This is a genomic window from Pararoseomonas baculiformis (genome assembly GCF_017813395.1).
Lineage (GTDB): Bacteria > Pseudomonadota > Alphaproteobacteria > Acetobacterales > Acetobacteraceae > Roseomonas > Roseomonas baculiformis.
This window is the reverse complement of sequence record NZ_JAGIZB010000006.1, coordinates 53742-76826: the sequence shown is the minus strand read 5'-3', so window position 1 is coordinate 76826 and position 23085 is coordinate 53742. Positions and strand designations below refer to the sequence as shown.

The window sequence follows — 23085 nt, the reverse complement described above, 5'->3', positions numbered from 1 at the left end:
CTCCGGAAAGGCCGGAAGCAGCGCCCCCGGGGCCGGAATGCTCAGCCGGCGATCCGCACGGCCCGGCTGCCCGTGCCGGAATACATGGCCTGGTCACGGGCCAGCGTCTCCGCCTCCACCCGCTTGGCCTCCCGCGCGCGGAACTCCGCTAGCTCCGCCTGCGCCGCATCGCCGGCCCGGATCCGGGCCCGCGCGCGGCGGCGCGAAGGCCCGCCCGCCGCCCAGGCGATGAAGGCGCCCAGCAGGAAGGCCAGCGCCGAGATCAGCAGCACGGCCAGGGCCAGTGGCGTCTGCCAGGTCAGGTCGAAGGGCCAGAGCCCGACGGAAACCGGCTGCATGTTCGACACGGCGAACAGCACGAGCAGGATCAGGAGCGGGATGATCAGCAACCAGCGCCACATGCGGCGGGAACTCCTCAGTCAGCCGCCCGCACGGGGGCGGACCGGCGGGGTTGCTGCAATGGGCCCCCATTCACCCGTTCGCGCAACTCCTTGCCCGGCTTGAAATAGGGAACGGCCTTGCCGGAAACCGCAACGGCCTCGCCCGTGCGCGGGTTGCGGCCCGTGCGGGCATCGCGCTTCTTGGCCGAGAAGGCGCCGAAGCCGCGCAGCTCCACCCGGTCCCCACGGGCGAGCGCGGTCGTGATCTCCTCGAAGATCGTGGCGACGATCAGCTCCACATCCGGCTGGCGGAGGTGCGGGTTGGCCGCCGCCAGTGCCGCGATCAGTTCCGACTTGGTCATCGGGCGCGCGGATCCCCCAGCCTTCTCAATGACGGTAAGGCTGCCAAAGCGCCCAGGCGCCGTCAACGCCCAGCCCGCCGCCAACCCCTTCTGAAATCAGGCTTTTCACCGAATCGCCCAGCACCGTGGCCGCCGCGGCACCAAAGGCTTCGCCCAGGGCGGCGCCGAAGGTGCGCTCCCGCAGGTCCCGGGCGCGCAGGTCCCGCACGGGTAGCCCGGCATCAATGCCATGCGTGCCCGCCAGATGGGCCCGCGCCTCCTCCTCCCCGCCAATGGCATCCACCAGCCCGGCGGAGAGCGCCTGGCGCCCGGTCATGATCCGCCCATCGGCCAATGCCCGCACCCGCTCCTCCGGCATCCGCCGGCCCTCGGCCACCATGCGGACGAACTGGGAATGCAGGTCCTCCACCACGGCGCGCAGCGCGGAACGGCCCTCGTCGCTCAGCGGGCGGAAGGGGCTCGGCTGGTCCTTCAGCGGGCCGGAGGTGATGGCCTCCGCCCGCAGGCCCAGCATCCGCATCGCCTCCTGCGCATCGAAGGATTGCAGCAGCACGCCGATGGAGCCGGTCACGCTCCCCTCCCGCGCGAAGATGCGCTCGGCCGGCATGGCGATCATGTAGCCCGCCGAGGCCGCGGTGCCCCCGAACACGGCGACCAGCGGCTTGGCCTGGCGGAAGCGGGCCAGCGCGGCGTGCAGCCCCTCGCCCCCGGCCACGGTGCCGCCGGGGCTGTCCACCCGCAGCACCATCGCCCGCACCGAATCGGATTCCGCGGCCTTGTCGATGGCCTCCAGCAGCTTGCGGTCATCGGTGATGGTGCCGGAAACGGTCAGCCGCAGCACATGCGGCCCCCGCAGCCCACCCAGCCCCGGCGCATCCAGCCCGGCCCCGGAAAACCCCAGCGCCAGCACCCCCAGCAGCGCGACCACCGCCAGCCCGCGCCAAAGGGCCCGGCTCCGCTTCAGCCGCCGCCGGTCAAGCAGCAGGTCGGCCTCCAGCCCGCCGGCGGAAGGCGGCGGCCCTGCCTGGGCCGGCTGGGCCTGGGACTGGGTCTGGGGGGATGGCGCGGGCCAGGGGGACGGATTTGCCATGGCCTGTCTATGCGGCAGCACGGCCCGCCGCGCCAGCACGTTGCATGAAGCGTTCCGGAACGCGCGCTTCGTCACGTGACATGGGATGGCCCCGGGCCCTACCATGGAGGCGCCTCGAACCGGAACAGCCACCGGGCGTTCTGAAATCCCCGCAACGTGGCCAGCCCGCGGGGCGGACTGAAACCTGACCGGGACCACGCCCATGCGCCCCCTCCTGCTTGTCCTGCCAGCGCTCTTCCTCGCCCTTTCGGCCACCCCCGGCATGGCCCAGGCGCAGCTCCGTTCCCGCGCCATCGCCAATGCCGTCACGCCCCCCTCCACCGGGAACGCAACCTGCGACGACGCCGTGGCTGCCTGGCGCGCCTGCATCTCCGCCTCTCCCAAGCCCCCCGCGGACAAGGCCCAGGCGAATACCGAGGTGGACAAGTTCGTGCGCGACGTCTTCGACGCCCGCGGCCCGCACCGGGACGACCTGATCCGCGCCTGCGGCCCCACCGCTTCCGGCTATCGCCAAATGGTGGAGAACGGCACCTGCGCCGCCAACATCACCGGTGCCCGGGACGACCAGGCCACCCGCGTCGGCGCTCCCGCCGGCGCGGTCGCGGCCCAGCGCCGTGCGCAGCGCTGAGGCGCCCGGAAGCCCTCGGCCCTTCCCTTAACGAAAAGGGGCCTCCGGCATGTGCCGGAGGCCCCTTTTCCGTCTCCGCCGCGGCCCCGCTCAGGCCGCCTGCTTCGTCCGCGCCAGCCCCAGCCGGTCCCACACCGCCACCAGCGCCCGCGCCAGATGCGCGATCTCGGCATCGCCATGCAGCGGCGTGGGGGTGATGCGCAGCCGCTCCGTCCCGCGCGGCACGGTTGGGAAGTTGATCGGCTGGATGTAGATGCCGTGCTCCTCCAGCAGCAGCTCGCTCGCCTGCCGGCAGAGCGTGGCATCGCCCACCATCACTGGCACGATATGGCTGGGGTTCTCCATCACCGGCAGCCCCTCCGCCCGCAGCGCCGCGCGGGTGGCGCGGGCGCGCTCCTGATGCGCCGTCCGCTCGCTGTCCGAGGCGCGGAGATGCCGGATGCTCGCCAGCGCCCCCGCCGCCACGGCAGGGGTGAGGGTGGTGGAGAAGATGAAGCCCGGCGCGAAGGAGCGGATGGCGTCGATCAGCACCCTGCTGCCCGCCACATAGCCGCCACCCACGCCATAGGCCTTGCCCAGCGTGCCCTCGATCACGTCGATCCCCACGCCGTCCCGCGCCGCCACCCCCGCGCCGCCGGGCCCGTAGAGGCCGACCGCATGCACCTCGTCGATATAGGTCAGCGCGTTGTGCCGGCGGGCCAGCTCGGCGATCGCGCGGATCGGCGCGATGTCCCCGTCCATCGAATAGACGGATTCGAAGGCCACCACCTTCGGCGCCTCCAGCGGCAGCTCGGCCAGCAGCTCGGCCAGATGCGCCACGTCATTGTGCCGGAAGATCCGCTTCGGCCCGCGCCCGTTCCGGATGCCCGCGATCATCGAGGCATGGTTGTCCGCATCCGAGAGGATGGTGGCGCCCAGCAGCGTGGCGAGGGTGGAGAGCGCCGCCTCATTCGCCGTGAAGCCGGAGTTGAAGACCAGCGCGGCCTCCTTGCCATGCAGGGAGGCCAGTTCGGCCTCCAGCGCCACATGGTGCCGGCCCGTGCCGGAGATGTTGCGCGTGCCGCCCGCGCCCGCCCCATCCTCGCGGATGGCCGCGATCATGGCCTCCTGCACCTTCGGGTGCTGGCCCATGCCCAGGTAGTCGTTGCTGCACCACACCGTGACCGGCCGCCCATCGGCGCGCAGCGCCCTGGGGAACTGCCCGGCCTGGCGGGCGAGGGTGAGGAAGTGGCGGTAGCGCCCCTCCGCGCGCAGCGCGTCGAGATGGGCGGCCAGGAGGGCGTCGTAGTCGGGCATGGCGGTGATATGGGGCCGGCGTTCGTGTTTCGCCCCTGGGGTTAGGCCCCGGCCGCGGCGGAATCAATGATCCCGATCAAGCCATGGGCTTTCCGTGCGAAAAAGGGCCGGGACATCCTCCCGGCCCTCTTGGCCGCCTCAGGCGGCCTCGACGCACATGGCAACGCCCATGCCGCCGCCGATGCACAGCGTCGCCAGGCCCTTCTTCGCGCCCTGACGCTTCATCTGGAACAGCAGCGTGGTCAGCACCCGCGCGCCCGAGGCCCCGATCGGATGGCCCAGCGCGATGGCCCCGCCATTCACGTTCACCTTGGCCGGATCCCAGCCCAGGTCCTTGTTCACCGCGCAGGCCTGGGCCGCGAAAGCCTCGTTGGCCTCGATCAGGTCCAGGTCGTCGATGCTCCAGCCCGCCTTCTGCAGCGCCTTGCGGGACGCCGGGATGGGGCCGGTGCCCATGATGGAGGGATCAACCCCCGCGGTGGCCCAGGAAACGATCCGCGCCAGCGGCGTGATGCCGCGCTTGGCCGCCTCCGCCCCACGCATCACCAGGATCGCCGCCGCGCCGTCATTGATGCCGCTGGCATTCCCGGCGGTGACGGAGCCCTCCTTGTTGAAGGCCGGGCGCAGCTTCTGCAGCACCTCCAGCGTCGTCTCGGGCTTCGGATACTCGTCATTCTCCACCACCGTGTCGCCCTTGCGGCCCTTCACGGTCACGGGGACGATCTCGTCGCGGAAGCGGCCGGCCTTCATCGCCTCGCCCGCCTTGCGCTGGGAACGGGAGGCGAACTCGTCCTGCTGCTCGCGGGTGATCTGGAACTTCTCGGCCACGTTCTCGGCCGTCTGGCCCATGTGATAGCCGTGGAAGGCATCCCACAGCCCGTCCCGGATCATGGTGTCCACCATGGCCAGGTCGCCCATCTTCTGCCCGGCGCGAAGCTGCGCGGCATGGGGGGCCTGGGTCATGCTCTCCTGCCCGCCGGCCATCACGATGGCCGCGTCGCCGGTCGCGATCTGCTGCGCCGCCAGCGCCACGGAACGCAGGCCCGAGCCGCAGAGCTGGTTGATCCCGAAGGCCGTCCGCTCCACCGGGATGCCGGCCAGCACCGAGGCCTGCCGCGCCGGGTTCTGCCCCGCCGCCGCCGTCAGGACCTGGCCGAGGATCACCTCGTCCACCTCCTCCGCCGAAACCCCGGCGCGTTCCAGCGCCGCCTTCATGGCGATGGCGCCCAGTTGATGCGCTGGAAGGGTGGAGAAGACCCCGTTGAAGCTGCCCACCGGCGTGCGAGCGGCGGAAGCGATGACGATGTCGTCCATGGGAGGCATTCCTCTGACGTTCGTTTGGCCCGATGGTGCGCGCTGGGCCCGGGGCACGCAACAGGTAGGGGCTCGGGTGGCCTTATGGGAGGCGTCGCCTCCCCGGGCCGCAGCATTCGGGCCCGCGGATATGCCGGAAGCGGCGTTTCCCCGGGGCCGCTAGTCCGGCAAGCTCCCATCCGCCTTCAGCACCTCTCCCGCCAGATACAGGCTCCCGCAGATCAGCACCCGCCCCGGCGGTCCCCCGATCCCGGCCAGCGCATCCGCCACGCGCGGCCCCACCCGCGCGACGCCGCCGGAAGCCGCGACGATCTCCTCCGGCTCCACGGCCAGATGCTGCCCCGGCTCCGCCACGGCCCAGATGCTCGCGGCATGGGGCAGGAGCGGCGCCAGGAACTCCGCCACTGCCTTGGACTTCTTCATCCCGACCACCAGGTGCAGCGGCCGGTCGGACCAGCCCCGAAGCTGCTCCGCCAGGGCCTGCCCCGCGCCGGGGTTGTGCCCGCCATCCAGCCAGAGCTCCCACCCCTCGGGCAGGCCCGCGGCCAGGGTGCCCTGCAGGCGCTGCAGCCGCGCGGGCCAGCGGGCGGCGGCCAGCCCCCGGGCGATAGCCTCTTCGGTCAACCAGGCCGGGTTCCAGGCGCGCAGGGCGGTGATGGCGATGCCGGCATTGTCCGCCTGGTGCGGGCCGGGCAGGGCAGGGCGCGGCAGGCGCAGCGTGCCGCGCGCATCGCGGTAGAGCAGCCCATCCCCCGCCCATTCCGCCTCCCAGTCCCGCCCTCGGGCGAGAAGGGGGGCGCCATGCCGCGCGGCCTCCGCCTCCAGCACTTCCAGCGCTCCGGGCGGCTGTGTGCCGGTGGCGGCGGGGATGCCGGGCTTGATGATCCCGGCCTTCTCGGCGGCGATCTTCGCCAGCGTGTCCCCCAGGAAATCCATGTGGTCCATGGAGATGGAGGCAATGGCGCAGGCCGCCGGGCGGTCCACCACATTCGTCGCGTCGAAGCGCCCGCCCAGCCCCACCTCCAGCACCAGCAGGTCGGCCGGCACCCGGCTGAACAGCAGCAGCGCCACGGCCGTGGTGATCTCGAACACGGTGATGGGCTCGCCGCCATTGGCGGCCTCCACCTCCTCCAGCGCGGCCGCCAGCACCTCCTCCTCCACGATCCGCCCGGCCAGGCGGATGCGCTCGTGGAAGCGCACCAGATGCGGGGAGGTATAGGCATGCACCCGCTGCCCCGCCGCCTCGGCGATGGCCCGCAGGAAGGCGCAGGTGCTGCCCTTGCCGTTGGTGCCGGCCACATGGACCACGGGCGGCAGGCGCCGCTCCGGATTGCCCAGAGCATCCAGGCAGCGCTGCAGGCGGTCCAGGCTGAGGTCGATCAGCTTCGGATGCAGCGCGTGCAGCCGGTCGATGATCCTCTCCGCCCGGCCGGCGCCGGGTTCGGCCCGCAGGCCCGCCGGGGCGCCCCAGGGAGTGGAAGTGCTGTCAGCCATGGCCGGCATCCCGGTTCGTGTCGGGGCCGGCATCCCCGGCCGGTAATGCCCCGCGCCGGGCGCGGGGCCGAAGCGCCCTATTCGGCGGCCGGAACGGGCGCCGGGGCCGGCGGCGCGGCGGGCTCCTCCGCCACGGCCGGCGCGGCCGGGCGCAGGAAGCCGATCAGCCTCGCCAGCGTCGCCTTCATCTCCTGCCGGCGCACGACCATGTCCAGGATGCCGTGCTCCAGCAGGTATTCCGCCCGCTGGAACCCTTCCGGCAGCTTCTCGCGCACGGTCTGCTCGATCACGCGGGCGCCCGCGAAGCCGATCAGCGCGCCGGGCTCGGCGATCTGGATATCCCCCAGCATGGCGAAGCTGGCCGTCACGCCGCCCGTGGTGGGGTCGCAGAGCACCACGATGAAGGGCAGCCCCGCCTCCTTCACCATGCGGGTCGCGATCACCGTGCGCGGCAGCTGCATGAGGGAAACCGCCCCCTCCTGCATTCGCGCCCCGCCCGAGGCGGTGAAGACGATCAGCGGCGCATCCTGCAGCACCGCCAGCCGCGCGGCGGTGACGATCCCCTCGCCTACGCCCGCGCCCATGGAGCCGCCCATGAAGGCGAATTCGAAGGCCGCGGCCACGGCCGGCCTGCCCTCGATGGTCCCGTGCGCGACGGCGATCGCGTCATCCATGCCCATCTTCTGCTGCGCCTCGCGCAGCCGGTCCCCATAGCGGCGGGAATCCCGGAAGCGCAGCGGGTCCGCCGGGGCGCGGGGCAGCTCGATCCGCTGCCAGCCCGGGTCGAAAGTGTAGTCCAGCCGCCGCTGGGCCGAGATCCGCATGTGGTGCCCGCATTTCGGGCACACATGCAGGTTCCGCTCCAGGTCCTGGTGGAACACCATCTCCCCGCAATGCGGGCACTTGATCCAAAGGTTCTCCGGCACGTCGCGCTTGGTGCCGAACAGCGTTTGAATCTTGGGCAGCGCCCAGTCGGAGATCCAGTTCATCCGTAACCCTATCCGCTGCCCATCCACGGCCCCGGCCCCGCCGGAGGCGGGCCACAGGAAACCGGGCCGGCCTTCCGCCCGCGGGGCGCCAGCGGGCGGGACGTAGGCGCGTCGGGCCGGGCAGCGCAAGAGGCCTTCCCGCCCGGCATGGCCAAACCTCGGCCAGGGCATGGACCAATCCGGGCCTTGTCGCGTTATCCTGCTGCCCATGGCGTCCGATGACCCCTACCAGACCCTCGGCGTGAGCCGGACCGCGGATGCGGAGGAGATCCGGAAGGCCTTTCGCAGGATTGCGAAGGCCAACCACCCGGACCTCAACCCCGGCGATGCGGCGGCGGAAGCCCGCTTCAAGGCCGCCAACGCCGCGCATGACCTTCTCTCGGACCCCGCGAAGCGCGCCCGCTTCGACCGGGGCGAAATTGATGCCTCCGGCCAGGAGGTGCCCCCCCGCGGCTATTACCGGGACCATGCCGAAGCCGACCAGGGTGCCCGCTACCGGGGGACCGGCGCGGGGGCCGACCCGTTCGGCGGCATGGGTGGCGGATGGGGCGGCGCCGGCGGCGGCGCAGGCCTCGACCCGGAGGATCTCGAGGAGATCCTCGGCATGTTCCGCGGCGGCGGCATGGACACGGCCCCCCGCCGCGGCCGCGATGCGCGCTACCGCCTGGCCGTGGATTTCCTGGATGCCGTGAACGGCGCCACCCGCCGCCTCAACCTGCCCGATGGCCGGGACCTGGATGTCCGCATCCCGCCGGGGCTGGAGGATGGCCAGGTCCTCCGCCTGCGCGGGCGGGGCGGGCCAGGGCTGCAGGGCGGCCCTGACGGCGATGCCCTGATCGAGGTGGAGGTCCGCCCCCACCCGTTCTATGCGCGCGATGGCCGGGACCTCCGGATGGAGCTTCCCGTCACCCTTTCCGAAGCCGTGCTGGGCGCCAGGATCCCCGTGCCCACCCCGCGCGGCGAGGTGATGCTCACCATCCCGCCCCGCTCGGATGCCGGCACGCAGATGCGCCTGCGCGGCCGCGGCGTGGCCGCGGCGGGCGGCAGCCCCGCCGGCGACCTCATCGTCACCCTCCGCCTCGTGCTCGGCACGGTCGATGACCGGCTGGCCGAGTTCCTGCGCGGATGGAAACCGGAGAACCCCACCGATCCGCGAGGCGAGATGCGGAGGCGTGCATGATCACCTTCGAGGCCGTGCTGCTGCGCGTCTCTGGCCTGGATCCCGCCCGGCTGGAAGCCTGGATCGCCGAGGGCTGGGTCCGCCCCGAACGGCACGAGGGCGGCTATGTCTTCCAGGAGATCGACGTGGCCCGATGCCGCCTCATCCTGGAACTGCACGAGGATCTGGAGGTTAACGAAGCCGCCATGCCCGTCGTGCTGAACCTCCTGGACCGCCTGCATCAGGCCCGCCGCCAGCTCCGCCGCGTGGCGGAAGCCCTGGAACAGACCCGGGCCCAGCATGGCTGAGGCAGTGCTCCCCGATCTCCCGGGCAGCGTCGGTGCCCTCTCCGCCGCGCTGCTCGGCTCGGCCCTCGATGTCGCGGGCCTCGCGGTCATCATCACGGATGCCGCGCTGGACCCGCCCGGCCCGTCCATTCGCTACGCCAACGCGCATTTCGAAGCCATCACCGGCTATCCCGCCGCCGAACTGCTCGGCCAGACGCCCCGCATCCTTCAGGGCCCGGGCACGGACCAGGCCGAGCTGGATCGGCTGAGGAGGGATCTGCGGGAAAGGCGGCACTTCATCGGCGCCACGCTGAACTACCGCCGGAACGGGGAAGCCTATCGGAACCAATGGGTGGTGCTGCCCATCCTCGGCCTCGATGGCGCCGTCACGCACTGGCTCTCCATCCAGCGCGACGTCACGCGGGAAGGGCAGCCCCATACGGGCGCCGAAGCCCTGCGCCAGCGCACCGAAGCCCTTCTGGGGAGCATCCGCGCCATCGCCGCGCGCACCCTCACGGCGCCGGAGGAGGAACGGGCCTTCGGAGGCCGCCTCGCCGCCCTCGGCCGGGCGCAGCGCCTCGCGGGCGCCGATCTCTCCGCCCTGGTGAGAGGTGAGGTCGAGCCGCTGCGCCACCCTGGCGCCGCTGCCCGGACCGGGGGACCGCCCGTGTCCCTTCCGCCGGGCATCGCCGAGCCGCTCGCCCTCGCCCTGCATGAGCTCGCCGCCCATTCGGCGCGGCAGGGTGCACTGGCCTCCCCCGAAGGCGATCTCTCGATCACCTGGGCGCTCGAGGGGGAAGGCCCCGAGCGCCATCTCCGCCTCCGCTGGGCCGAGCGCGGCGGCACGCCGCCCGGCGGCGCCTGGCCGATGATCGAGGAGGCCCTCGTCTTCGCCCTGGGCGGGCATGCCAGACTCGGCACCGAGGATGGCGGCCTGACCTGCGCGATCAGGCTGCCCCTGGGGGGATGATCCGGGCGGCAGCCCGCCTCAGTTCGCCGCCCGCCGCGTGCCCAGATAGTCCCGCACCGTCTGCCACGCGACCGTCTGCAGGAAGCGCGCCGTCTCCGGCTCCAGCCCGGCCGTGTAGCGGTTCCCTTCGGGCGAGGTGCCGAAGATCGCGGCATAGGTGGTGGTCGCCGCCAGATAGGTGCCGGCCAGGCTCGGATGCCGCTTGTCCGCCACATAGAGGTTCAGCTCCGGCCGCTCCCGGATGCTGCGCGCGAAGGCAAGGCCGGCGGGGATGACGAGGGCGTCGTTGTCGTTGCCCGCGCGCGTATAGGCCTCGGCCAGCTGCTCGGTCATCTCGGGCTTGTCGGCATAGGCCCAGGACATGAAGAACACGGGCTTCGCCCCGTGGCGCCGCACCGTCTCGCTGTGCCGCTTCGCATAGTCGGTGAAGACGCTGCCCAGGCGCGGATGGATGGGGCACTGGCTGCAATCCATCATCACCGCGATGTCGAACAGCCGCGCGCGGTTGTTGAAGACGATGTTGTTGTCGTTGTCGAAGGAATAGGAGCCGAGGGCGTTCGGGCGGAAATAGGATTCCACGTCATGCCACTCGAAGCCCGATCCGCTGATGGTGACCGAAACGCCGGAGAAGGGCCGCCTCTCGCCCGCGCCGGTGATCAGGCTGCGCAGATGCCCGTGCATCGAGTTGTTGTAGTAGAAGAAGCTGTTCCCGATGAAGATGGCCGAGGCCGGCCGCTCATCCAGCGCCTGCACGCTGGGCCTGGTCTGCTGCGCCTGGGCGGCGCCTGCGCCGAGGAGCAGTGCGGCGGCGAGCACGAGCCGGCGCGCGATGGTGATCCTGGACATGAATCTTTCCTCTCCGATGCGCGCCTTCGCGCACGCTCCGGGGGATTAAGGAACCGCGCCGCCCGGCCGTCCAGGGCCTTCGCGCGGCCCTGGTGGCGGGCCTATCCTCCGCACCGGGCCATGCCCGCCCCCGAGGGAAACCCGCCGTGAAACTGCCCGAACTGCCCTTCACCGCCGTCCACTGGGATGCCCTCCCGGCCAGCGAGCATCCGGGCGAGACCGGCTCCGCCACCTGGCGCACCCTGAACAACGGCGATGTGCGGATGCGCGTGGTGGAATACACGCCGGGCTACCTGGCCGATCACTGGTGCGACCGCGGCCATGTCCTCTACGTGCTGGAGGGCGAGCTGAAAACCGAGCTGAAGGACGGCCGCGTCTTCACCTTCGGCCCGGGCCAGGGCTACACCGTCTCGGATTTCGGCGATGCCGCGCACCGCTCCTCCACGGAGACCGGCGCGCGGCTCTTCATCGTGGACTAGCCCGCTATCGCCAGCGCCGCGGGCCGAGGCCGAGGGAATCGGAGCCGCTGCGGCCATCCCCGGGCGCCTGCGCCGCGTCCCCGCGATAGCCGAAGGACGAATCATCCCGGCGGTCATCGGCCTGGCCCTGGTCCCGCCAGCCATCGTGGCGGTTGCCATCGTACCGGCCGCCATCCGGGCGGTACTCGGCCGAATCCTGCCGGCGATCCCGGAAATCCCAGCCATAGGACCGTTCGCCCGGCTGGATGGCCTGGGGCGGGTAGGGCGAGCCGTAGAGGCGCCGGTCATCATAGCGCCGGTCATCAGGGCGCCGGTCCTCGAAGCGCCGCTCGCCGAAGCGGTCATAGGGCGATCCATAGGAGCGGTACCGGGGATCCGGCTCCCGCCAGGAAAGGGAGCCGCCATCCGGCCGGCCCGGCGGCACGACATAGGCACCGCTCGCCGGGGGCACCACATAGGTCGTGTAGGGTGCGACGGGCTGCCCATAGGTGGGCTGCTGGTAGTAGCTGCCCGCGTAGTACTCGCCCTGCAGCTCCGGCGCGCAACCCGCGAGCAGGGAGCCGGCTATGGCAATGGCGGGAAGAACCCTGATGCTGCGCATGGCGGCCTCCGCGGAATGAGACGTCTCCCCAGCGAAACGCCCCACCCCGCGCGCAGTTTTGGAGAGAGAAACCGGCGGACTTATGGCCCGATTGTGGTGCTCGTCATGATCATGGGCGGCCACCGCGCGGCGGCGGCTCCTGCGCCGAGTTGAAGCGCACCCAGCCCGGCACCTGCGCCTCCAGGTTCACCTCGCGCCATTTCGGGTGGCGCGGCGGCTGGAGAAACCGCTCGAAGCGGCTGTGCAACGCATCCACGAAGCCCGCCACCTTGCGGAACCGCTCCGTTCCCGGTGCCCAGGCATAGACAGCCATGACGGCACCCACCGCCAGCGTCTCGACCGGCGCATCCTCGGGGATCAGCGCGGGATACTGCTCATGCGTGAGGCGGGAGGGCAGGTAGGTCTCCATCAGCGCCGCGGCCATCGGCAGCGGCAGGAAGCGCAGCCCCGCATCGGCCGTCAGCCCTCCGAAGAGCCGCGCCGGCTTGCCCGCCACATAGACCAGCGCCGCGATCTCCCCGCGCTTCAGCCGCTCCAGCGCCGTGTCCTGCGGGTCATGCACGAATTCGGGCGCAATCCCCAGCGCCTCGAAGATCAGGGAGGCGGTCATGGCCGTGCCGCTGCCCGTCACGTCCACGTTCACGCGCTGCCCCGCGAGATCCTGCACGCTCCCGATCCCCGCGCGCACCAGCACATGCACCTCCTCGTCATAGAGCTTGGTGATGTACTGGATCATCTGCGCCACGCCGGGAAACATCCGCCGGCTGCGCACATAGGCGAGCGCGTCGGACTGCACGATCCCGATATCCACGCCGCGCACGAACATGATGTCCGAGATGTTCTGCACCGAGCCCCGCCCGATGATGGGCAGCACGCGCAGCCGCTCGCCATCGTCCAGCACCGCCGCCAGGTCCGCGGCGATGCGGATATAGGTCCCGTCCACCCCGCCCGAGACCACCCCCACCGTGCCCGCATTGGCCCGCGCTACCATCGCCGCCAGGCTGGCCCCCTGTGGCGCGGACGGCGCCTGCGCCTCCGCGTGCCGCAGGGCGGGCAGGGCAAGGGCGCCCGCCAGCAACAGGCCGCGCCTCGTCGGGGTGATGGTCATCCTCACGCTTCTCCCTCTTGGCGGCTGGTGGCCGCTCATCTTCCCCCGGGCAGCCGGCGCAGAAGGGCCGCCGCCGACGGATCGCCCATCTGGATGGCGCGGCGATACCAGCTGGCCGCCTGCGCCGGATCCGGGCGCAGGCCGCGCACCCGCAGCTCCGCCAGCACGGCCGGGTCGTAGCTGCGGCCCATCCCCGTGGCGGCCGGGGCACTGCCCGCCGTGGCCGCGCGCTCATAGAGCAGCCGCGCCGCCGAGACGTCGCCGATCGCCATCAAGGAGTCCGCGCGCCGCACCAACGCTTCCAGCAGCGCCGGCGACAGGGCCGCGGATGGGGGAGATGGCGGGCGAGGAGCCGCGGGCGCGGGCCCGCTCCGCACCGGCGGGGCCTCCGGCCGGGCCTCCGGCGCGGGGGCGGCCTGCATCGCCGCCGGCGGAGCCTCTGGCCGCACCATGTCCTGGGCCGGTGCGGCCCGCTCCGGTACAGCCGGGGCTTCCGGCTGAACCCCTTCCGGCGCCGCCTCAGCCTGCACCGCTGCCGGCGGCGTTTCCGGCGCCGTTTCCCTCGCGGCCGGAGCTTCCGGAGGAGCGACCTCCGGTCGAACCCCTTCCGGTGCAGCCTCAACCTGCGCCGCAACCGGCGGAGGCTCTGGCACCCTGTCCTCCAGGGCCGGAGCGGCCTCCACAGGCAAGGCCGGAGCCTCCAGCTGAGCCCTCTCCAGTTCGGCCTCGACCTGCGCCGCTACGGACGGCGTCTCAGGCGCCATCGCATCCGAGACGGGCGCGATCTCCGCCGGTCCAACCGTGGATTCCAGCTGAGCGCTCTCCAGCGCGGCCTCGACCTGCGCCGCTACGGACGGCGTCTCAGGAGCCATCGCATCCGAGGCGGGCGCGATCTCTACCGGCCCGACCGTGGACTCCGGCTGAGCCGTTTCCGGCGCGGCCTCAACCTGAGCCACCGTCGGCGGAGGCTCTGGCGCCCTGTCCTCCGGGGCGGGCACGGCCTCCACCAATCCAGCTGGAGCTTCCGCCAGAGCTTCTCCCGGTGCGGCCTCGGCCTGAACCGACACGGGCGGAGGCTCATCGGCGGGCTGCGCCTCTCCCCGCACCGGCGGAGCCTCTGCCGAAGCATGGTCCGCTCCGGGTCCGACACCCGCCGATGCCGCTGGCCCCTGCGGCTCGATGCCCTCCGGCTGCACATCCGCGCTGGTGAGCCCGGCCTGCATGGAAGGAATGGGGGCTGCGGCCACGGGCTCCCCGGGCGGAAGATCCGCCCGCATCATCTCCTCCGGCCCGGGAATGGCCGATGGGTGCTCCTCCGGCACGGCCAGCGGCACGGCAGCCGGCAGGGGCGGATGCTCCGGACGTGGCAGGCTTCCGGGCAGGGCAGGGGCCGGCGGCTCCGGTGGTGGCGCCATGGCCGCGACCGTCAGCGGCAGCGAAGCCGCTGCCGGTCCCGGGCGCTCCGGCGCGACCGCGGGCACATCCTCGTCCTCCCCTGGCAGCGCGGCCGCGACGGGCGGTTCCGGCGGGGACGGAACAGCCGCCTCGGGAGCCGGGGAGGGCGTCGTCAGCCTCTCCAGGAGCGGCAGGGCGGGCCGGGGAGGAATCTCAGGCTGAGGCACGGACAGGGCCGCCGGGGCAGGCGGCTCCGCGACGGAGCGCTCGACGACCGGTGTCGGCGCCGGCGGGGGCACCTCGGCCAGCTGCCGCCCGGCCGGACCCCTGGCCCAGACCCATCCCAGGCCACCGCCGGCCAGGACCAGCACGGCCAGCAGCCAGGGCAACATCCGCCCGGGCCGGGATGGCGCGGCGACCTCCGCCAGAACAGGCGGCTCGATCGATGCCACCTGTTCTGGCCCGGCTTCCACCGGCACCGGCACCGGCACCGGCACCGGCACCGGCACCGGCACCGGCACCGGCACAGGCGGTGCGGCCGCTGCCGGCACGGCTTGCGCCACCTCCACCGGCACAGGCGGTTCAGCCACGGCCGGTACGGGCGGATCGGCCCGCACCGGCACAGGGGGTTCGGCCAAGGCCGGCACGGGCGGGCTGGCCTGCGCCGGCAAGGGAGGTTCGGCCACGGCCGGTATGGGCGGCCCGGCCTTCGCCGGCGCGGGCGGTGCTGCCTCTGCAACCAACGCCCGTGCGGGCAGGACAGGGCGCGGCGGCTCCGGCTTCCTGGGCAGCTGCTTCACGCTATCCAGAAGCGCCCGGACCCGATCCATCCAGCCTGTATCCTGCCCGGGCGAGGGCTCGGTCGCGAAGGCGGAATCCAGGATGACGGTCAGTCGCCAGAGATCCGCCTCGGACAGGGACCGATAGACCACGGGCGGCACGGGCGCCCTCGGATACCGCGCCCGATAGGCGCGCAGGAAGCGCTCGGCGGCCTCCGGAACCGCATCCGGCGCCACATCGACCAGCGCCACCCCGTAGTCCCGGTGCAGAAGGGCAAAGCGAACCGTGCCGGGTGGATATCCCGCCTCGCCTCTCAGGCGGATCGGTGAATGCACCTCCCCACCCCAGGCCTCCAGATGCGTGTCGGAACGCTCATCCAGGCGGGGGTGGGTGGCCATCATGACCGCCCGCATCCCTCAGCAACCCGGGATGCAGGCGGGCCGGAAACCCGGTCATACGGGTTGGCGGGGCGGCTGTGCTTCAGGGACAAACAGGCCATGATGGGGAGCTACCATGCCATTCTGATGGCGACCTTAGCCTAATTTAATAGAACGGGTCGATGACGCAGAGCCCCAGCGACCTGTGCCCCATAAGCCTCACCCGCGCGCGCCGCGAACCCCCTCGGCCAGGGCGCGAACGCCATCCAGCACGGCGCGCACCGTGCCCTTGGTCGCCCGCCCCTCGGCATCCAGCGTTCCCGCCAGGATCTCGATAAGGGAGGAGGCGACCACCGCCCCATCCGCCACCTTCACCGCATCCGCCGCCTGCTGCGGCGTGCGCACGCCGAAGCCGATCGCGATCGGCAGGTCGGTCGCCGCCCGCACCTTGGGGATGGCCGCCGCCAGGTCCGCCGTATCGGCCGAGCGTGTGCCGGTGATGCCGGTGATGGCGACATAGTAGATGAAGCCGCTGGCACCATCGAGCACGGTGGGAAGCCGGCTCTCCAGCGTCGTCGGCGCCACCAGCCGCACCATGTCCAGCCCATGGGCGAAGGGCTGCACCTCATCCGCCTCCTCGGGCGGCATGTCCACGATGATCAGCCCATCCACGCCGGAGCAGCGGCAATCCTCGCAGAAGCGCTCGGGGCCATAGGCGAGGATGGGGTTGAGATACCCCATCAGCACCAGCGGCGTTTCCTCGTCGTCGCGCCGGAAGTCGCGCACCATGGCCAGCGCCCCGGCGAGCGAGCCGCCCGCCTTCAGCGCGCGCTGCCCGGCCTTCTGCACCGTCGGCCCATCGGCCGCCGGATCGGTGAAGGGCACGCCGATCTCGATCAGGTCCGCCCCCGCGCCGGGCATGCCGCGCAGGATGGCCATGCTCGTCGCCGGGTCCGGGTCATAGGCCTCGAGGAAGGGCATCAGCGCTCCGCGCCCCTCGGCCCGCAGCTTGGCGAAGCGCCGGGCGATGCGCCCGCCCGGCACCGGATCGACGCAACCCGCCGCCGCGGGTTCGATGGTCGTCGTGCTCACAGATCCACCCCCATATGATGGGCCACGGTGAAGATATCCTTGTCGCCGCGCCCGGAGAGATTCAGCACGATGATGCTGTCCTTCGGCATGGTTGGCGCGCGCTTGATCACCTCGGCCAGGCCATGGGCGGATTCCAGCGCGGGGATGATCCCCTCCAGCTTCGAGCAGAGCTGGAAGGCATCCAGCGCCTCGTCATCGGTCGCCGCCGTGTATTCCACGCGCCCGATCTCGTGCAGCCAGGAATGCTCCGGCCCGATGCCCGGGTAATCCAGGCCGGCGGAGATCGAATGCGCCTCGGTGATCTGCCCGTGCCGGTCCTGCAGCAGATAGGTCTTGTTCCCGTGCAGCACGCCCGGCGCGCCGCCATTGATCGCGGCGGCGTGCTGGCCGCTCTCGATCCCATGGCCGGCCGCTTCCACGCCCACCAGCTTCACCTCGGCATCGTCGAGGAACGGATGGAAGATGCCCATGGCGGAAGACCCGCCGCCCACGGCGCAGACCACCACGTCCGGCAGCCGACCCTCGATCGCCAGGCATTGCTCCTTCGTCTCGTCGCCGATCACGCACTGGAAGTCGCGCACCATCTGCGGATAGGGCGCGGGGCCGGCGACGGTGCCGATGCAGTAGTAGGTGTCGTGTACATTCGCGACCCAGTAGCGCAGCGCCTCGTTCATCGCGTCCTTCAGCGTCGCCGCGCCGGATGTCACGGCATTCACCTCCGCGCCGAGCAGCTTCATGCGGAACACGTTGGGCCGCTGCCGCTCCACATCGGTCGCGCCCATGAAGACGGTGCAGGGAAGGTCGAACAGCGCGCAGGCAGTGGCCGTGGCCACGCCGTGCTGGCCGGCGCCGGTCTCGGCGATGATGCGCGTCTTGCCCATGCGCTTCGCGAGCATGATCTGCGCGAGCACCGCGTTGATCTTGTGCGCGCCGGTGTGGTTCAGCTCCTCGCGCTTGAAGTAGACCTTCGCACCGCCGAGATGCTCCGTCAGCCGCTGCGCGTACCAGAGCGGGGAGGGGCGGCCGACATAGTCCTTCAGCAGCCGTCGCCACTCGCGCTCGAACTCCGGGTCCTTCCGCGCGGCCTCGTAAGCCTCCTGCACCTCGGTGATGTTGGGCATCAGCGTCTCGGCCACGAAGCGGCCGCCGAAATCGCCGAAGCGGCCCCTGACGTCGGGACCCATGCGGAGGCTGTTGGGAAGAGGCTTGTTCACGGCGGGGTTTCCCGTCTCTGGCTGGCCCGGAAGAAGGGCGGCGAGTCCTTTAGCGCGCGGCGGAGATGTGGTCACGCCGCCGCTTTGCGAGGGGGCCATCGAAGGGCGGTGACGCCCAGCCCCGCCAGGATCAGCCCCATGCCGGCCAGGCGGATGGGCCCGAAGCTCTCCCCGGTGACCAGATGGGCTGAAAGCGCCCCGGTGATGGGCACCAGCAGGGCGAAGGGTGCAACCGTGGTGGCGGGGTAGCGGGCCATCAGGAAACCCCAGATCCCGTAGCCCACCGAGGTAGCGAGGAGCGCCACGTAGAGGATCGCGGCAATCCCGTTCAGGTTCAGGCCGGCCAGCGCATGGGTGATCTCCGCCGGGCCCTCGATCAGCAGGGAGAGGGCGAGGAGAGGCAGGATCGGCACGATCCCCAGCCAGGACATGAAGGCCAGCGGCCCGCCGGGGGAGGAGCCCGCGCCGCGCAGCAGGACATTTCCGAAGGCCCAGCTGGCCGCCGCCGCGAGGCAGAGGGTGAGGCCGAGGCTCGTCATCCCCGCCGTGCCGGCGGTGGTGCCGATCAGCGCCAGCCCGGCGAAGGCGATGGCCATGCCGGCGACGGAGCGGGCCCCGGGCCTTTCCCGCAGCATGGCGGCGGCGAAGAGGGCGGTGAGGAAGGCCTGGGATTGCTGCGTGACCGAGGCGAGGCCCGGCGGCATGCCCGCCGCCATGCCGGTGAAAAGCAGGGCGAACTGCCCGACAAAGAGGAACATCCCGATCGCCAGCATCCGCCCCAGCGGGATCTTCGGCCGGGGCAGCCAGAGGGCGGGGATGGCAACCACCATGAAGCGCAGGGCGGCCATCAGCAGCGGCGGCAGGCCGGATTCCAACCCGATCCGGATCATGACGAAGTTGAAGCCCCAGAGCGCGGTGGTGAGGAGCGCGAGGGCGATATGGCCCGGCTTCATGCCCCCTGCGCCGCGTGGAGGAAGGCCGCGATGCGGGCAGGGTCCTTCACGCCCCGGGCCTTCTCCACGCCGGAGGAGACATCGACGCCAGGGGCGGCGGTGGCGCGGATGGCGCCCGCCACATTGTCCGGCGTGAGGCCGCCGGCGAGGAGCCAGGGGCGGGGGATGGGGCGGTGGGTGAGGAGGGACCAGTCGAACACCGCCGCGTTGCCGCCGGGGATGGTGGCGCCGGGCGGCGGCTTGGCGTCGAGCAGGAAGCGGTCCACCGCCGGGGCATAGGCATCGAGCAGGGCGAGGTCGGCTTCAGTGGCGATGCCCAGCGCCTTCATCACGGGGCGGCCGAAGCGGGCGCGGATGGCGGCGCAGCGCTCCGGCGTTTCCTCCCCATGGAGCTGGAGAATGTCGAGCGGGACGGCTTCGAGCGTGGCGGCGAGGGTGGCGTCGTCGGGATCGACGAAGAGGCCGACGCGGAGGGGGGAGCCCTCGGCCGGGAGGCGGGCGGCGAGGGCGGCGGCCTGGGCCGGGGGGATGGCGCGGGGGGAAGGCGGGAAGAAGACGAGGCCGATCATGTCGGCCCCGCCTGCCACGGCGGCGTCGAGGCCGGCGGGGTCGTTCAGGCCGCAGATCTTGGTCAGGGTCATCGGTGCAGGCTTGCCGCGATGGCGGCGGCGGCGGCGGCGGGGTCGGGGGCGGCGGTGATGGGGCGGCCGATCACCAGCCAGTCGGCGCCGGCATCGGCGGTTTCCTCAGGCGTCGCGATACGGGACTGGTCGCCGGCCGCGCTGCCGGCGGGGCGGATGCCGGGGACGACGAGGAGGGGCCCGGCGCCATGGGCGGCGCGGATGAGGGGGACTTCGCGAGGGGAGCAGACCAGGCCGTCTGCGCCGTTTTCCAGGGCCAGGCGGGCGAGGCGGAGGACCTGCTGGGCGGGGCCGCCGGAGACGCCTGTCGTGGCGAGGGTGGCGGCGTCGGTGCTGGTGAGGACGGTGACGGCGAGGATGGCCGGGCGGTTGGGGCCGAATTCATCGGCGGCGCGGCGGGCGGCTTCCACCATGGCGGGACCGCCGGCGGCGTGGATGGTGAGCATGGCCGGGGCGAGGGCGCAGGCGGAGCGGACCGCGCCGGCCACGGTGTTGGGGATGTCGTGGAACTTGAGGTCGAGGAAGACCGGGCGGTGGCGCGCGATGCGGGCGACCGCGGCGGGGCCGTTGGCGACGAAGTATTCGAGGCCGAGCTTCAGGCAGCCCGCGTGGGGGGCGAGGGCGGCGGCCCAGGCCTCGGCCTGATCGGGGGATTGGGTGTCGAGGGCCGCGATGATGCCGGCGCGGTTGGGACGGTCGATCATGGCGGGGGCCTCCTCAGCCGCCTGGATAGCCGGGCGGCGGGGGAAGCGGGAGGCATGGGCGGGCATGGCGCCCCCGCGTGAATCGGGGTTTGGATGCGCGCCGCGTCCCGGCGGGGGCGCGGCGCGCGGGGCATCAGAGCTCGCCGCCCTTGCGGCCGGCCATGGCGCCGAGGCGCAGGCGGAGGGCGTTGAGCTTGATGAAGCCCTGGGCGTCGAACTGGTCGTAGGCGCCCTGGTCTTCCTCGAAGGTGACGTGCTTCATCGAGTAGAGGGAGTTGGGGCTGCGGCGGCCGGTGACGATGGTGTTGCCCTTGTAGAGCTTGAGGCGGACTTCACCGGTGACGCTGGCCTGGGAGGCATCGGCCATGGCCTGGATCATGCGGCGTTCCGGGGCGAACCAGAAGCCGTTGTAGATCAGCTCCGCGTAGCGGGGCATCAGGCTGTCCTTGAGGTGGGCGGCCTCCCGGTCGAGCGTGATGGATTCGATGGCGCGGTGGGCGGTGTGGAGGATGGTGCCGCCGGGGGTTTCGTAGGCGCCGCGGGACTTCATGCCGACGAAGCGGTTTTCCACCAGGTCCAGCCGGCCGATGCCGTTTTCCTTGCCGAGGGCGTTCAGCCGGGTCAGCAGGGTGGCGGGGGACATGCGTTCGCCGTTGATGCCGACGGCGTCGCCGCGCTCGAACTCAATGACGATTTCCGTGACCTTGTCCGGCGCATCCATGGGGGAGAGGGTGCGCTGCCAGACGATCTCGGGCGGTTCGTCCCACGGCTCCTCAAGCACCTTACCTTCGGAGCTGCTGTGGAGGAGGTTGGCGTCCACGGAGAAGGGGCTTTCGCCGCGCTTGTCCTTGGCGATGGGGATCTGGTGTTCTTCGGCGAACTGGATGAGGCGGGTGCGGGAGGTGAGGTCCCATTCGCGCCAGGGGGCGATGACCTTCACGTCCGGCTTGAGGGCGTAGTAGGCGATTTCGAACCGGACCTGATCGTTGCCCTTGCCGGTGGCGCCGTGGCTGACGGCATCGGCGCCGACCTTTTCGGCGATCTCGATCTGGCGCTTGGCGATGAGGGGGCGGGCGATGGAGGTGCCGAGGAGGTAGCAGCCTTCATACTGGGCGTTCATGCGGAACATCGGGAAGACGAAGTCCCGCGTGAATTCCTCACGCAGGTCGTCCATGAAGATGTTCCCTTCCTGGATGCCGAGGAGGCGGGCCTTTTCCTTGGCCGGGCCGAGTTCCTCACCCTGGCCGAGATCGGCGGTGAAGGTCACGACCTCTGCGTTGTAGGTGGTTTGCAGCCATTTCAGGATGACCGAGGTGTCGAGGCCGCCGGAGTAGGCGAGCACGACCTTTTTGACGTCCTTCACGCGCATGGTGAGGAAAACCTTCCCGCTGAATTGGGTGCGGGCGGGCGGGGTGCCTGCCGCGGGGCGGCGTGCGTTGCCCGCGGCGGGAACGCCGCGCGTTCCGCCTGTGGGCGGGGTGTGCCGCAGCGGGGCGGCGGGGGCAAGGCGTGGGCGGGATTCATGGCCAGGCCAGCCGGACGGTGCGGGGGATGCGGGTGCGGCCGAGGGCGGCTTTTGCGAGCCAGGACCAGCTTTTCAGGTGCTGGCGGAGGGCCTGGAGCGCGTGCTTGGCGGGGGTGAGGGGTGAGGGGTGGGGGCGGGAGGCGGGCGAGGGTTTCGGACAAAAGGGGATCCGGCAGGAGCCAGGGCGGGCCGTTGAGGGCGGTGCGGAGGCCGAGTTTGCGGATGAGGAGAAGGAGGGGCATGCCGCCGAGGCGTGCCGCGCGGCGGGTGGCGCGGCAGATGGCGTATTCGATCTGCCGCAGGGGGTGGTTGGGGGCGGCATCGGTCAGGGCTTCGAGCAGGCGGTGCCAGAGGCCGGCGTGCGTGAGGCGGCGGAAGAAGCGGGCGACGGTATCGGGCTTGCCGTAGTGGCCCGGGAGGTTCTTCCAGGGTTCGCCCGGGGTGTGGGCGAGGTGGAAGATGGCGTTCATGCGGGAGCGGAGATCGGCGATGCGGCGGCCCTGGGGGGAGCGGGGCAGGACGTAGGGGAGGAGGGCGTGCCACTGGAGGTCGGTGAGGGGGGCGAAGGGGTGGGGTGGGGTGAGGCGGGAGGTGGTGTGGGGCATGTGGACCTCCCGCAAGATAGGGTTAGGATGTGAAGGAATTTAGTCCTTGTGTCAAGTCGTGGGTGTCCCACTACCACGAAGCCGTGAGAGCACCGAGCGGACAATTTTGGTGAGACGATGAGCATTGAAAACCGTATTCGGTGGTAGAGCTGACTTTGCGGGCAGCCTCAACTTCCATAGGCTACGGTGTTCGGGGCCCTTGCCGCCATATGTAGTTACAAGGCCGTTTGCGTATCAGGTAAATCGTGGGCTATCGCCCAAACCACCATATTGATTGACGGAGTGCTGCTTTGATATCGACGTCGATTGATGATATAAAGGAGCGGCTCTCGCTGGCCTATTTAACCTCTCTCGCAGCGAGAGTGGGCTGCTCGGTTACCGAGGTGAATGGGCCTGATAAAGCGAGCGTGGACGCGCTGGTCAGGCCGGTTCTGGGGTCCCGAAATCAGATCGATGTTCAGCTTAAAGCTACTTCCACCAGTTCTGTTGCAAATGGCGAAATTTTCTATGATTTAAAAATGATAAATTATTCGCACCTCAGGGCACCAAGCACCAATCCGCACTATCTGATGATTCTACAGCTTCCTGCGGACGAAACGGCTTGGATTAAGGTCACGCTCCCGGAACTTCTTATGCGGGGCACGCTTTACTTTGGCAACCTCCAAGGCCTGCCTGCAGTGCCAAATACTTCGAAAAAAAGAGTTTTCATTCCGTGCTCGCAGGTGATGTCAGAGCACACGATGCAGCAGTTGATCGTGGCGGCGCCTACAATTATCGGCTCAGCAAGGATTTAACT

24 protein-coding genes are annotated in these 23085 nt (G+C 71.2%); 6 read left to right on the top strand and 18 right to left on the bottom strand.

All coding sequences use genetic code 11. The annotated features are described in order from the left end of the window. Positions 1–41: 41 nt before the first annotated feature. Genes J8J14_RS07720 through sppA form a run of 3 tightly spaced genes read right to left on the bottom strand, consistent with a single transcriptional unit; the run spans position 42 to position 1853 of the window. Positions 42–401: a lipopolysaccharide assembly protein LapA domain-containing protein gene (locus J8J14_RS07720; protein ID WP_209378897.1), complete on the bottom strand. Its 360-nt coding sequence runs from the start codon at positions 399–401 to the stop codon at positions 42–44. 14 nt (positions 402–415) lie between these two features. Beyond that, the gene (gene ihfB / locus J8J14_RS07715; RefSeq protein ID WP_209378896.1) at positions 416–742 is read right to left on the bottom strand and encodes an integration host factor subunit beta; all 327 of its coding nucleotides are present in this window, start codon (positions 740–742) and stop codon (positions 416–418) included. Positions 743–767: 25 nt separating this feature from the next. Next, a complete protein-coding gene (sppA, locus tag J8J14_RS07710; RefSeq protein WP_342452411.1) occupies positions 768–1853 on the bottom strand; it encodes a signal peptide peptidase SppA in 1086 nt (361 codons plus the stop codon). A gap of 181 nt (positions 1854–2034) precedes the next feature. Between sppA and J8J14_RS07705 the strand changes: the two genes are divergently transcribed. Further along, complete coding sequence (locus J8J14_RS07705; RefSeq protein ID WP_209378895.1) at positions 2035–2460, top strand: hypothetical protein; 426 nt, start codon at positions 2035–2037, stop codon at positions 2458–2460. A 90-nt stretch (positions 2461–2550) separates the two neighbouring features. Here J8J14_RS07705 and hemA read toward each other — a convergent pair whose 3' ends face one another. From hemA to accD, 4 genes are all read right to left on the bottom strand, one after another. Then, the gene (gene hemA, locus J8J14_RS07700) at positions 2551–3756 is read right to left on the bottom strand and encodes a 5-aminolevulinate synthase (protein ID WP_209378894.1); all 1206 of its coding nucleotides are present in this window, start codon (positions 3754–3756) and stop codon (positions 2551–2553) included. 138 nt (positions 3757–3894) lie between these two features. Then, positions 3895–5070 (bottom strand): acetyl-CoA C-acetyltransferase, encoded by a 1176-nt coding sequence (locus J8J14_RS07695; protein ID WP_209378893.1) that lies wholly within the window; start codon positions 5068–5070, stop codon positions 3895–3897. Between the two features lie 159 nt (positions 5071–5229). Beyond that, positions 5230–6564 (bottom strand): bifunctional folylpolyglutamate synthase/dihydrofolate synthase, encoded by a 1335-nt coding sequence (locus J8J14_RS07690; RefSeq protein ID WP_245215545.1) that lies wholly within the window; start codon positions 6562–6564, stop codon positions 5230–5232. Positions 6565–6641: 77 nt separating this feature from the next. After that, a complete protein-coding gene (gene accD / locus J8J14_RS07685) occupies positions 6642–7553 on the bottom strand; it encodes an acetyl-CoA carboxylase, carboxyltransferase subunit beta (protein ID WP_209378891.1) in 912 nt (303 codons plus the stop codon). Between the two features lie 208 nt (positions 7554–7761). Between accD and J8J14_RS07680 the strand changes: the two genes are divergently transcribed. Genes J8J14_RS07680 through J8J14_RS07670 form a run of 3 tightly spaced genes read left to right on the top strand, consistent with a single transcriptional unit; the run spans position 7762 to position 9969 of the window. Beyond that, positions 7762–8733, top strand: coding sequence for a DnaJ C-terminal domain-containing protein (locus J8J14_RS07680; protein ID WP_209378890.1), 972 nt, complete (start codon positions 7762–7764; stop codon positions 8731–8733). Further along, complete coding sequence (locus J8J14_RS07675; RefSeq protein ID WP_209378889.1) at positions 8730–9020, top strand: chaperone modulator CbpM; 291 nt, start codon at positions 8730–8732, stop codon at positions 9018–9020. The genes J8J14_RS07680 and J8J14_RS07675 overlap by 4 nt, the downstream gene beginning before the upstream one ends. Further along, positions 9013–9969 carry a PAS domain-containing protein gene (locus tag J8J14_RS07670; protein ID WP_209378888.1) on the top strand — a complete coding sequence of 319 codons (957 nt, stop codon included), beginning with the start codon at positions 9013–9015 and terminating at the stop codon, positions 9967–9969. The genes J8J14_RS07675 and J8J14_RS07670 overlap by 8 nt, the downstream gene beginning before the upstream one ends. A gap of 18 nt (positions 9970–9987) precedes the next feature. Here J8J14_RS07670 and J8J14_RS07665 read toward each other — a convergent pair whose 3' ends face one another. After that, positions 9988–10815, bottom strand: a complete 828-nt coding sequence (locus tag J8J14_RS07665) for an SGNH/GDSL hydrolase family protein (RefSeq protein WP_209378887.1) — start codon at positions 10813–10815, stop codon at positions 9988–9990. A gap of 146 nt (positions 10816–10961) precedes the next feature. Here J8J14_RS07665 and J8J14_RS07660 point away from each other — a divergent pair, with 146 nt between their 5' ends. Then, positions 10962–11294, top strand: a complete 333-nt coding sequence (locus J8J14_RS07660) for a DHCW motif cupin fold protein (RefSeq protein WP_209378886.1) — start codon at positions 10962–10964, stop codon at positions 11292–11294. A gap of 4 nt (positions 11295–11298) precedes the next feature. Here J8J14_RS07660 and J8J14_RS07655 read toward each other — a convergent pair whose 3' ends face one another. From J8J14_RS07655 to J8J14_RS07610, 10 genes are all read right to left on the bottom strand, one after another. Next, positions 11299–11895: a hypothetical protein gene (locus J8J14_RS07655; RefSeq protein WP_209378885.1), complete on the bottom strand. Its 597-nt coding sequence runs from the start codon at positions 11893–11895 to the stop codon at positions 11299–11301. A 109-nt stretch (positions 11896–12004) separates the two neighbouring features. After that, the gene (locus tag J8J14_RS07650) at positions 12005–13003 is read right to left on the bottom strand and encodes a TAXI family TRAP transporter solute-binding subunit (protein ID WP_209378884.1); all 999 of its coding nucleotides are present in this window, start codon (positions 13001–13003) and stop codon (positions 12005–12007) included. Between the two features lie 35 nt (positions 13004–13038). Next, positions 13039–15579 (bottom strand): hypothetical protein, encoded by a 2541-nt coding sequence (locus J8J14_RS07645; protein ID WP_209378883.1) that lies wholly within the window; start codon positions 15577–15579, stop codon positions 13039–13041. A gap of 195 nt (positions 15580–15774) precedes the next feature. Further along, entirely contained in the window at positions 15775–16647 is an 873-nt protein-coding gene (gene trpA / locus J8J14_RS07640; RefSeq protein WP_342452410.1) for a tryptophan synthase subunit alpha, read from the bottom strand. Beyond that, positions 16644–17831, bottom strand: coding sequence for a tryptophan synthase subunit beta (trpB, locus tag J8J14_RS07635; protein WP_209379075.1), 1188 nt, complete (start codon positions 17829–17831; stop codon positions 16644–16646). Before trpB ends, trpA begins: the two co-directional genes overlap by 4 nt. A gap of 101 nt (positions 17832–17932) precedes the next feature. After that, positions 17933–18814, bottom strand: coding sequence for an EamA family transporter (locus tag J8J14_RS07630; RefSeq protein WP_209378882.1), 882 nt, complete (start codon positions 18812–18814; stop codon positions 17933–17935). Then, the gene (locus J8J14_RS07625; RefSeq protein ID WP_209378881.1) at positions 18811–19455 is read right to left on the bottom strand and encodes a phosphoribosylanthranilate isomerase; all 645 of its coding nucleotides are present in this window, start codon (positions 19453–19455) and stop codon (positions 18811–18813) included. Before J8J14_RS07625 ends, J8J14_RS07630 begins: the two co-directional genes overlap by 4 nt. Next, complete coding sequence (gene pyrF, locus J8J14_RS07620; protein WP_209378880.1) at positions 19452–20159, bottom strand: orotidine-5'-phosphate decarboxylase; 708 nt, start codon at positions 20157–20159, stop codon at positions 19452–19454. Before pyrF ends, J8J14_RS07625 begins: the two co-directional genes overlap by 4 nt. 133 nt (positions 20160–20292) lie before the next feature. Next, positions 20293–21528, bottom strand: coding sequence for an argininosuccinate synthase (locus J8J14_RS07615; RefSeq protein WP_209378879.1), 1236 nt, complete (start codon positions 21526–21528; stop codon positions 20293–20295). Continuing rightward, positions 21519–22289: a transposase gene (locus J8J14_RS07610; RefSeq protein WP_245215544.1), complete on the bottom strand. Its 771-nt coding sequence runs from the start codon at positions 22287–22289 to the stop codon at positions 21519–21521. Before J8J14_RS07610 ends, J8J14_RS07615 begins: the two co-directional genes overlap by 10 nt. A gap of 290 nt (positions 22290–22579) precedes the next feature. Between J8J14_RS07610 and J8J14_RS07605 the strand changes: the two genes are divergently transcribed. Continuing rightward, positions 22580–23083 (top strand): DUF4365 domain-containing protein, encoded by a 504-nt coding sequence (locus J8J14_RS07605; RefSeq protein ID WP_209378878.1) that lies wholly within the window; start codon positions 22580–22582, stop codon positions 23081–23083. Positions 23084–23085: the final 2 nt, after the last annotated feature.